Annotated in this window: 11 protein-coding genes; 6 read left to right on the top strand and 5 right to left on the bottom strand. The window is 64.2% G+C overall.

Annotated elements, in window-relative coordinates; translation table 11 throughout:
- Positions 1 to 10: 10 nt before the first annotated feature.
- The 3 genes from QQK18_RS20520 to QQK18_RS20510 all read right to left on the bottom strand — a co-directional run bounded on the left by QQK18_RS20520 (position 11) and on the right by QQK18_RS20510 (position 4,003).
- Positions 11 to 1,864 (bottom strand): monovalent cation:proton antiporter-2 (CPA2) family protein, encoded by a 1,854-nt coding sequence (locus QQK18_RS20520; RefSeq protein WP_284342244.1) that lies wholly within the window; start codon positions 1,862 to 1,864, stop codon positions 11 to 13.
- A gap of 257 nt (positions 1,865 to 2,121) precedes the next feature.
- Entirely contained in the window at positions 2,122 to 2,850 is a 729-nt protein-coding gene (locus QQK18_RS20515) for a DUF1013 domain-containing protein (protein ID WP_284342243.1), read from the bottom strand.
- 133 nt (positions 2,851 to 2,983) lie between these two features.
- Entirely contained in the window at positions 2,984 to 4,003 is a 1,020-nt protein-coding gene (locus QQK18_RS20510) for an NAD(P)H-quinone oxidoreductase (RefSeq protein ID WP_284342242.1), read from the bottom strand.
- Positions 4,004 to 4,107: 104 nt separating this feature from the next.
- On the opposite strand from QQK18_RS20510, the gene QQK18_RS20505 reads away from it, so the two are divergent.
- Positions 4,108 to 4,293, top strand: a complete 186-nt coding sequence (locus tag QQK18_RS20505; RefSeq protein ID WP_284342241.1) for a DUF1192 domain-containing protein — start codon at positions 4,108 to 4,110, stop codon at positions 4,291 to 4,293.
- 35 nt (positions 4,294 to 4,328) lie between these two features.
- Here QQK18_RS20505 and QQK18_RS20500 read toward each other — a convergent pair whose 3' ends face one another.
- A complete protein-coding gene (locus QQK18_RS20500; protein WP_284342240.1) occupies positions 4,329 to 4,577 on the bottom strand; it encodes a hypothetical protein in 249 nt (82 codons plus the stop codon).
- A 440-nt stretch (positions 4,578 to 5,017) separates the two neighbouring features.
- Here QQK18_RS20500 and rcdA point away from each other — a divergent pair, with 440 nt between their 5' ends.
- The 4 genes from rcdA (at position 5,018) to QQK18_RS20480 (ending at position 7,139) form a co-directional block, all read left to right on the top strand.
- Positions 5,018 to 5,539: a protease adaptor protein RcdA gene (gene rcdA, locus QQK18_RS20495; protein ID WP_284342239.1), complete on the top strand. Its 522-nt coding sequence runs from the start codon at positions 5,018 to 5,020 to the stop codon at positions 5,537 to 5,539.
- Between the two features lie 156 nt (positions 5,540 to 5,695).
- Positions 5,696 to 6,445 carry an ABC transporter substrate-binding protein gene (locus QQK18_RS20490; RefSeq protein WP_284342238.1) on the top strand — a complete coding sequence of 250 codons (750 nt, stop codon included), beginning with the start codon at positions 5,696 to 5,698 and terminating at the stop codon, positions 6,443 to 6,445.
- Positions 6,442 to 6,690 carry a hypothetical protein gene (locus QQK18_RS20485; RefSeq protein ID WP_284342237.1) on the top strand — a complete coding sequence of 83 codons (249 nt, stop codon included), beginning with the start codon at positions 6,442 to 6,444 and terminating at the stop codon, positions 6,688 to 6,690. The genes QQK18_RS20490 and QQK18_RS20485 overlap by 4 nt, the downstream gene beginning before the upstream one ends.
- Positions 6,691 to 6,725: 35 nt before the next feature.
- On the top strand, positions 6,726 to 7,139 hold the full coding sequence (locus QQK18_RS20480) for a GFA family protein (RefSeq protein WP_284342236.1): 414 nt from the start codon (positions 6,726 to 6,728) through the stop codon (positions 7,137 to 7,139).
- A 65-nt stretch (positions 7,140 to 7,204) separates the two neighbouring features.
- Here QQK18_RS20480 and rpmE read toward each other — a convergent pair whose 3' ends face one another.
- Positions 7,205 to 7,426 (bottom strand): 50S ribosomal protein L31, encoded by a 222-nt coding sequence (gene rpmE / locus QQK18_RS20475; RefSeq protein ID WP_046110649.1) that lies wholly within the window; start codon positions 7,424 to 7,426, stop codon positions 7,205 to 7,207.
- A gap of 210 nt (positions 7,427 to 7,636) precedes the next feature.
- Between rpmE and QQK18_RS20470 the strand changes: the two genes are divergently transcribed.
- Complete coding sequence (locus tag QQK18_RS20470; protein WP_284342235.1) at positions 7,637 to 9,457, top strand: ABC transporter ATP-binding protein; 1,821 nt, start codon at positions 7,637 to 7,639, stop codon at positions 9,455 to 9,457.
- Positions 9,458 to 9,524: the final 67 nt, after the last annotated feature.

Here is a 9,524-nt window from a genome sequence, read left to right as displayed (position 1 = left end):
GGGAATGGTGCTATTCGGACCTCTCGGACGCGTCCTTGTCAACCGGCGGATCGCCGGCCTTCATCACCTCGTCGAGGAGCTCCACGGATTTGCGGCGGAAAAGGCCGACATAAGCTTCGGCATCGTCGCGGACCTCGAAGGATTCAGTGAGAAGCTGGCGGTCGTGGCGTTCGAAGGCGTCAGCCAAGCGCCTGGCATGGCCGGGCGGGTAGCCGAGTAGCTCCAGGGCCTGCGTCCCCAGGCTGATGGCCGAGAGGAACGTCTCGCGCTCAAGGGCTTCGACCTTCAATTCCATCAGGGCGTGGGCGTGTTCGCGATCGGTTGCGCGGGCGGCGATCTGGACGTGCGGGAAATGCTTCCTCAGCATCTGGGCGATGGAGACGATACGGTGGCCGCCGGCGACCGCGATGACGACCAGCCTCGCTTCCCCGACGCCGGCGGCATGCAGCAGGTCGAGACGCGACCCGTCGCCATAGAAAACCTTGATGCCGAAACGCTTCATCAGCTCGATCTGGGCCGGATCGTCATCGATCAGGGTCATCTCGAAGCCTTGCGCGCGCAGCATTCGGGTGACGATCTGGCCGAAGCGGCCGTAGCCGAGAACCACGATCGACTGGCGCCTATCGATGGGTTCGGCGGGCAGGGGATTGGCGCGCAGGTCGACGAGCGGCGCGACCAGGCGATCGAAGGCGAAGAGCAGGAGCGGGGTCACCGACATCGAGAGCGCCACCACGACCGTCAGCAGCTGGTAGTCGGGCTCGGCCATGGCACCGGCGGTCATGGCGAACTGCAGCACGACGAAGGCGAACTCACCGGCCTGACTCAGGAGCAGCGCCACCAGCAGCCGGTCAGCAAGGTGAAGGCGCGCGATGCTCATGAGGAGATAGAGAACGAGGATCTTGACCGCCACCAGCCCGACGACCAGTGCCAGGATGCGCACCGGTTCTTGCGCCAGCACGTCGAAGGAGATGGAAATCCCCACCGAGATGAAGAAGAGGCCGAGCAGCAGGCCCTTGAAGGGTTCCAATATGCTCTCGAGTTCGTGGCGGTACTCGCTGTCGGCAAGCAGCACGCCACCGATAAAGGCGCCAAGCGCCGGCGAGAGGCCGGCGAGCTGGGTCAGGAGCGCTGCACCGATGACAAGCGCCAGGGCGAGGGCCGTGAAGGCTTCGCGCACGCCGCTCCTGGCCACGAGGCTCAAGAGCGGGCGCACGAGAAAGCGGCTGGCGACAAAGGCGGCAACGAACGCACCAATGATGACGATGGGTGTAAACCAGTCGGCCGGATCCTCGACGGCGCTGGCGGCCTCGGCCAATTCCTCGCCGATGGCGGCCGGCTCCAGGTTGACGAGGCTGGCAAGAATGGGGATGGCGGCGAGTATGGGGATGACGGCAACGTCCTGCAGCAGCAGGACGGCAAGGCTGGTGCGGCCGGTATCGGTCGACATGATGTTGCGCTGATCGACCGTTTGCATGGCAATGGCGGTCGAGGAAAGCGCGAGCGCGAGACCGATGATGATCCCGACCTGCCAGGCATAGCCGAAAAGGGTAAGGAGCGCGGCGAGCGTCGCGGTGGTAACGACCACCTGGGTGACGCCGAGGCCGATGAGCCTGTGGCGCATTCGCCAGAGCTCGCGCGGCTGCAGCTCGAGGCCGATGAGGAACAGCATCATGACGACGCCGAACTCGGCAACCTGCAATGTGGTCTCACCGTCGGCGACGAGGCCGAGGCCGAATGGGCCGATCAGCACGCCGACGGCAAGATAACCGAGCACCGTGCCAAAGCCGGCCCATTTGGCGAGCGGCACGAGGGCGATGCTCGCCGCCAGCACCACGAAGATGGCCAGCAGGAGGTTGCTTTCCAAGTCGTCCTCCCGCTAGGGCGCGTTAATCTTCAGGTGATGCCGGTCTGCAAATGCCCGTCTTCTGCGCTTCCGGTGCTCACGTACCCCAAGGTACGCTGCGCTCCGGTTCTCGAAAACGGCCATTTTCGCCTCGGCCTGACCTGAATCTCAACACACCCTAGAGCGCGATGTGATTTGATGGAATCCAATCGCGCGCTCTTTTGTTGCTAGAAACCGGTCCGCTCTTTCGCATCCCGCTCCAACCGCCGCGTTGCTCGTTACTCGTCGCTGTCGGACTTGAGCGACTTGAGCTTGGAGAAGACCGAATCGGCATCGAACGCCTCGGCTGCCTCGGGCGCGCGGCGGTGCTCGTCCCCGCGCTCGTCTCCCTCGGCTTCCTCGCTCGAACGGCCGCCGGCTCGCGCCAGTGCCTCCTCGGCGGTCAGCAGCATCGTGCCCTCGGTGAGCTCTTCGGTCGCAACGGCGCCCTTGGAGGCGCGCTTGACCTCGAGGTCGAGGTCGATCTGGCTGCACAGACCCAGTGTGACCGGATCCATGGGAGTGAGGTTGGCGGCGTTCCAGTGGGTGTTCTCGCGCACCGCCTCGATCGTCGACTTAGTGGTGCCGACAAGGCGCATGATCTGCGCATCCTTCAACTCGGGATGGTTGCGCACCAGCCATTTGATGGCGTTGGGCCGCTCGTTGCGGCGCGAGATCGGGGTATAGCGCGGGCCCTTGCGCTTGGCGGCGGCTACGCGCACCTTGGGGTCGGAAACCTTCATGCGATAGTTCGGATCGGCCTCTGCCTTCTCGATCTCCTCGCGCGTCAGCTGTCCGTTCTGGATGGGATTGACACCCATGATGCCGGCGGCGACGTCTCCGTCGGCGATCCCCTGCACCTCTAGCGGGTGCAGTGTGCAGAACGCCGCGATCTGCTCGAACGACAAAGCGGTGTTGTCGACGAGCCAGACGGCGGTGGCCTTGGGCATCAGCAATTGTGTGGCCATTGGTAAAACTCTCCTGCAGGCGCGGCCGGTCTTCCTCCGGCTCGCTCCGCCTCTTGTCTTAAATTGAGGGGAATTACCGACAATATAGGGATTGGCGGGTTGATCCGCAACGGAATTGTCGGCCGGATCTCGCTCAGATCGACCGCCGGCGCCCCCAGTCGGTCAGCAGCACGATTTTGCCGAAATGTTCGGACGTTTCCATGGCCCGATGGGCGGCGGGCGCGTCCTCGAACGAAAAGACCGTCAGGCGCGGCCGGGGGAAGTCGCGGCGCTCCAGGTGGACGAAAAGCTCGGCATGGATGCGCTCCGCGATGACCGCCTTCGTCTGCGAAGACTGCGGGCGCAGGAGCGAGCCGGAAAGGGTGAGGTCTTTGCTCATCATCTCGCGCAGTGGAATGGAGGCCGTGCCGCCGGCAAGGGTCGAGATCTGCACGATATGGCCGCCGCGGGCGGAGGCCGCGACGTTCTGCGCCGCCACCTCTCCGCCGACGACGTCGACGATGCGGTCGGCACCCTTGCCACCGGTGAGGGCGAGCGTGCGCTCGACGAAATCCTCCCGCGTGCGGTCAATGGTTTCGGCCGCCCCCATGGCGCGGGCATAATCGGCTTTGTGCGCCGAGGAGACGATGGCGATGGGTTTTGCCCCGAGCGCTGCGGAAATGGCGATCGCCGCGCCGCCGATCCCGCCAGCCCCGCCATGGACGAGAACGCTCATGCCCTTCGAAAGCCCGGCGCGCATGACGAGAGTCTGGGTCACGGTAAACCAGGTCTCGGGGAGCGCCGCCGCTTCTTCCATGGACCAGAAGGTCGGCAGGGGCAGCACCTGTCCGTGGGGTACGGCGGCATATTCGGCATAACCGCCGCCATTGGTGAGCGCCATCACCTGATCGCCGACGGCAAGGCCCGGAACCTTTGCGCCCAGGGCCGCGATCTCGCCGGCTACCTCCAGGCCCGGGAGTGGCGAGAAGCCGGGCGGGGGCGGATAGGCGCCGCGGCGCTGAGCGAGGTCGGGGCCGTTGATGCCGGCGGCGGCAACGCGGATCAGCACGTCCGTGTCGCCGAAGGCGGGGACGTCGGTGCTCACCGGGGTCAGCGCTTCCGGGCCGCCCGGGGAGGCAATGGCGATGGCTGTCATGTGTCTCGGAATCGTCATGGACCGAGTGTCACGCGTCGGCGCTTGCCCGGCAAGACGGCCGGCGTAATATTGCGGGTTTGCTGGTGGCGTTTTAGGGCGAGGTGCCTGCAAGGAGGCCGGAGATGTTCGAGGACGAGGATGCGAAAAAACCGACGGCCCATGAGGTGGGCATGCCGCTCGATACCCTGTCGGTCGAGGAGCTGACGGCGAGGATTGTCTTGCTCGAGCACGAAATAGCGCGTCTCAGGGCGGCCATCGAGGAAAAGGGCAAGACGCGCTCGCAGGCCGATTCGATCTTCAAGTTCTGACAGCCGGTCCAGGAGGACCGGCTGTCAGAATTGCCTCAGCAGGAGCAGCGTACCTTCTGTACCGCGGGCAACAGCAGGCCGATGGCGACGTGCTCCCGGGTCTCGAGCTGCAGGTTGACGGGAGGTTCGGGCTGCGGGTTGAAGCCTGTCTCGTCGAGCGGGTGGACGAACTGGTGGCTTCCGGCAGGAACCTCGCCGAATTTGTGGATTGCGGCGGCGGCCGGCAAAGCCAGCGCGGCGCTAAGCGCCAGGATGCCGGCAACGGTGATGATGGATGCTTTCATGTCTTTCTCCTGCGTTACGTCGATCATCGACTGGGCGCAGGAAAGCACGGCCAACCCCAACCCCGCCGGAACGGCAGGTTCATCGACAGTTCATCGGCGGGACCCGGACTCGCGAGCTGGTTCACAAGCCCTCAAGCGGCAGGGTTAAGAAAGAGAGTCCCGTTAACGCACAATTAAGACCTTCGCGGTAACCTTCCGTTATTCAGAGCTTTTCTGGATTTCAGAGCGGTTTCTCCCTCTGTTTGACGCCTCCCTGTTAACTTCCGAGAGCCGTTTCGACGGCTCTTTTCTTTTGCGCCAGCCGTAAGCCTCTCGCATTCTGCAAGGGTCACGCTCAGCGGTTAAACCTCTCTTGAGCGTCGTGCGGCTCAGGGGGTGACGCGCAAAGCGAATGCACATAGGCTCGCGGCGTCCGGGTAGGCAGGCAGGACGGGGTTCTCTTGGCGGAAGCAGGCGAAAGCAAACCGGCGGTGGCGCTGGGTCCGAGGATCGTGGCCGCGGGAGGGTTCGATGCGCTCTACCGCGAGGGCATGGCTCTGATCGAACAGGTCGCCTCCTATCTTGATGGCGACGGGCGCGCCGACAGTCGCCTGCTGGCGCGCGAAACCTCGTTCCTCTATGCCAGTGAATCCATGCGCCTGACGACCCGGCTGATGCAGCTCGCCTCCTGGCTGCTGCTGCAGCGCGCCGTCAACGAGGGCGAGATCACGCCCGAGAACGCGCGGGTCGAAAAGGAAAAGGTCAAGTTCTCTGCCACCCCGTCGCAACGCGGCGGGCCGGGATACGAGCACCTGCCGGCAATGCTTCTCGACTATATCGCGCGCGGCGACAGGCTCTTCGAGCGGGTGCTGCAGTTCGACCGGCTCGAGCGCGGCAGCATGCCCGAGCTCGATCCGGGCACGGCCAATTCCATTGCCGACCAACTCAATCGGTTGAAAGCAGCGTTCGGCCGGCCGGATTGAGAGTTGGCGCTTTTCGTCGTCGCGAGATCTTTGCGAAACACCGGTACCCATCCCGAATCAAGCCCAGGACAGGCGTTTTCGCGTCCCGCTCTAACTTGACTTTATAGATCATAATTTATCTAACCTTCCTGTCTGATCGGACTGGAGGGAGAGAACATGAATCGCAAGATCGCTTTCGCCGCCATGATGCTGCTGCTCACGGCGGCGCCGGCAGCCGCGCAGAACTTTCCGGTAACCGTCGAGCACGTTTATGGCACCACCACTATCGAGGAGGAGCCTGTCCGGGTCGTGTCGGTCGGGATGCATGAGCAGGATTTTCTCTATGCCTTGGGTGTCGCGCCAATCGGCGTGAAGGAATGGTGGGGTGAGCGTCCCTATGCCACCTGGCCGTGGGCGGATGAGGCGCGCGAGGAACTGGGCGCCGAACCGGAGGTGATGTACGGATCGGGCATCAATTTCGAGTGGGTTGCAGCCCAGCAACCCGACCTCATCATCGCGATCTATGTCACCATGGACGAAGCAAGCTACGAGTTGCTCTCCAAGATCGCACCGGTCGTCGTCACCCCGGCTGGCTACGAGCACTGGGGTGCGCCCTGGCAGGCGGAGCTGACCATCATTGACGAGGCGACATCCGGCACCACGGAAAAGTCGCAGGCAATCATCGAGGCGTTGGCTGAGCGCTATGCCGCCGTGCGAGCCGAATACCCGGAGCTGCAAGGTAAGACGGGCACCAACATCTATTATCGAGATGGTGTCTTCATCGCCTGGGGAAGCGATGATCTGGCCAGCAAGTTCCTGGCCGACACTGGTCTTGTGCTCCCACCCGAGCTCGATACCTCGCCGAGGCGGACAACCGGATCGAAATCAGTCCCGAAAACATCCATCTCCTGGACATGGACGTCGTGATCTGGCCGATCGAGGATACGCAGAGCAGCGTGCAACCGGCCATCGAAGCCATGGGGCTTTATCAGTTGCTCGATATTGCCAAGGAAGGACGATCGGTCTGGCTCGACGATGGCGACGGGCTCGCCTACGCGGCGATGAGCTGGCAGACGCCGCTGTCGCTGGGTTACCTGCTCGACGTACTGCCGCCTAAGCTCGCCGCTGCCGTGGATGGAGATCCGGCGACGATCATACCATCATCGGATTGAGGCCGAGGGATTATTGCGGAAGTGAGGAGCGGACCATGTATCAGGTGCTGACGGGCGGGTGTCTCTGTGGCGGCGTGCGCTACCGTTATGAGGGGGAGGTGCGCGACGCCAACTATTGCCATTGCGAGGATTGCCGGCGCATTTCGGGCAGCGCCTTCGGCGTCAGCGTGCCGGTCGATGCCGCGGGCTTCGAGATCGTCAGGGGCGAGCCCAAGGGCTATACGAAGTCCGGCGACAGCGGCCGGGCGGTGACCCGCTTCTTCTGTCCGGAATGCGGTTCACCGCTGTTCACGGTTCCGCCCCTGCATCCTGAGGTCCGGTTCCTGAAGGCCGGAAGTCTCGACGATCCTTCCGCGGTGCGCCCGGCCCGGCAGAGCTGGACGCGCTCCCGGGTTTCCTGGGCGAGCATCGATCCCGAGCTGCCCTCGTTCGAAAAGGGCCGCAGTTGAAGGGCGAAAAAGCAAAAGCCCGGCGCGATGGCCGGGCCTTTGTGGAATTCCGTAAGGGCTCGGGCTCAGATGCCGAGGCCCTTGAAGCGCTCCTTGAAGCGCGAAACGCGCCCGCCACGGTCCATGAGCTGGCCGGTGCCGCCGGTCCAGGCGGGATGGGTGTTGGGATCGATGTCGAGCTGGAGCGTGTCACCTTCCTTGCCGTAGGTCGAACGGGTCTGGTAGGTGGTGCCGTCGGTCATCACCACGTTGATGGTGTGGTAGTCCGGGTGGATGTCGGTCTTCATGGGGCTCTGCCTCAAATCAAACGGGCGCCGCAGCGCCCGGTGAGCTGAATGGAATATCGTGGCGCGCTTCTTACAGAAAGCGCGGCGAAATCGCAAGGGTCAAGCTCCCGCCCCAATAGGTCGCAGGCAAGCCTGTTGCGGGCCGGGGCAGGGGAGCCTATTTAGAGGCGCCAAGTTTAGAGGCGTCAAGTTCAACCGCACGCAGGCAGCATGACAGACGAGGCCGGCAAGGTTTCCAGTTCGGCCGAGAAGGCCGTCGACGGCGCCGAGGCGCAGATGAGCAGGGTCGGGCCGCTAAGGCGCCTCCTGCCGTTCGTCCTGCGCTACCCGCTGCGCCTGGCGCTGACGGTCGCGTTCCTTCTGATATCGGCGATCGCCTCGCTCTCCATCCCTGCCATGCTCGGTGGGGTCATCGATGACGGCTTCCTCGAACAGAATCTCGAGAACGTAGCGCGCTACGGTTGGGCAATCGTTGCGATCGGCGTGGTGATGGCGGCTGCGAGCGGCGCGCGCTTCTATTTCATCTCGGTCATCGGCGAGCGGGTGGTGGCAGATCTGCGCCAAGCGGTGTTCTCGCACCTGCTCTCGCTCGACACGCGCTTCTTCGACACGCACCGGATCGGGGAGCTCACCTCCCGGCTCAACGGCGACGTGACCGTCATCCGTTCGGCTGTGGGTTCGAGTGCATCGCTGGCGCTTCGCTCTCTGGTGACCATCATCGGCGCGTTGATCATGATGTTCCTGACGAGCCCGATGCTGACCCTTGCCGTGGTCGTAGCGGGTCCGGCAATCCTCTTGCCTATCATTGCCTATGCGCGGCGGCTGCGCCGCATGTCGCGGCGTACGCAGGACGCGCTCGCCGAGCTTTCGGCCATGGCCACCGAAATGCTGGGCGCCAACCGCACGGTCAAGTCCTTCACCCAGGAGGATGAGCAGCAGCACATCTATGGGCAGCGCAGCCAGGCCAGCTATGATGCCGAGGTCAAGCGCCTTTTCGCGCGGGCGGCGCTCATTGCGCTGGTCATCTTCCTCGGCACGTCCTCGGTTGTCCTCATGGTCTGGTGGGGTGCGCGCTCGGTCTTCGACGGTTCGGTGACGGCCGGCCAGCTTGCGCAGTTCCTCGTCTATGCATTGATGGCCTCCGGGGCGCTGACCAACGTCTCAGAAGTCATGGGCATGCTGAACACCGTCGCCGGCGCCACCGAGCGGCTGATCGAGATTCTCGAGACGCAACCCAACATCCGCGTCCCCGCCAATCCCAAGCCCCTGCCGCAGCCGCCGCTCGGCACGCTCGCCTTCGAGCATGTCGGGTTCAGCTACGGTTCCGATGCGGAAGGGCCGGTCCTGCATGACCTCGTTTTTTCGGTCAGTGCGGGGCAGACGGTGGCGCTCGTCGGCCCGTCGGGCGCGGGCAAGTCGACGGTGCTGGCGCTGCTGCAGCGTTTTTACGACGTTACGAGCGGCGCGGTGACGGTCGACGGGATGGACGTGCGCGAGGTCGACCCGAAGGCGCTACGCGCCCGCATGGCCTATGTCGAGCAGGAGCCCACGATCTTTGCCGGCACGATTGCCGAGAACATCCGCTTCGGCAAGCCCGAGGCCAGCGAAGCCGAAGTAATGGAAGCAGCCAAGGCCGCACTCGTCGACGATTTCGTCTCCGAGTTGCCGGGCGGCTACGACACCGTTGTCGGCGAGCGCGGGGTGATGCTCTCGGGCGGCCAGAAGCAGCGGCTCGCCATCGCCCGCGCCATCCTCAAGAATGCGCCGATCCTGCTGCTGGATGAAGCGACCAGCGCGCTCGACGCGCAGAGCGAAAAGGCGGTGCAGACGGCGCTCGAACACCTGCGCGCCGGCCGTACGACCCTGGTCATCGCCCACCGGCTCGCCACCATCCGCGATGCCGACTCCATCCTCGTCCTCGATGGCGGGCGTCTCATCGACCAGGGCACACATGACGAACTGGTGGCCAAGGGCGGACGCTATGCCGAGCTCGCTCGCTTGCAGTTCCGTTTGCCCGAGGCCGCCGAATAGGCAGGCTCGCCTGTCATTGTCGTGAACGCGATGTGGCATTACCCATCTGCCTCACGCAGCTTGAATG

Origin of the sequence: Devosia nitrariae (genome assembly GCF_030160115.1) — a bacterium.
Classification (GTDB): Bacteria; Pseudomonadota; Alphaproteobacteria; order Rhizobiales; family Devosiaceae; genus Devosia; species Devosia nitrariae.
The sequence above is the reverse complement of the archived record's forward strand: the minus strand, read 5'-3'. Positions and strand labels throughout refer to the sequence as shown.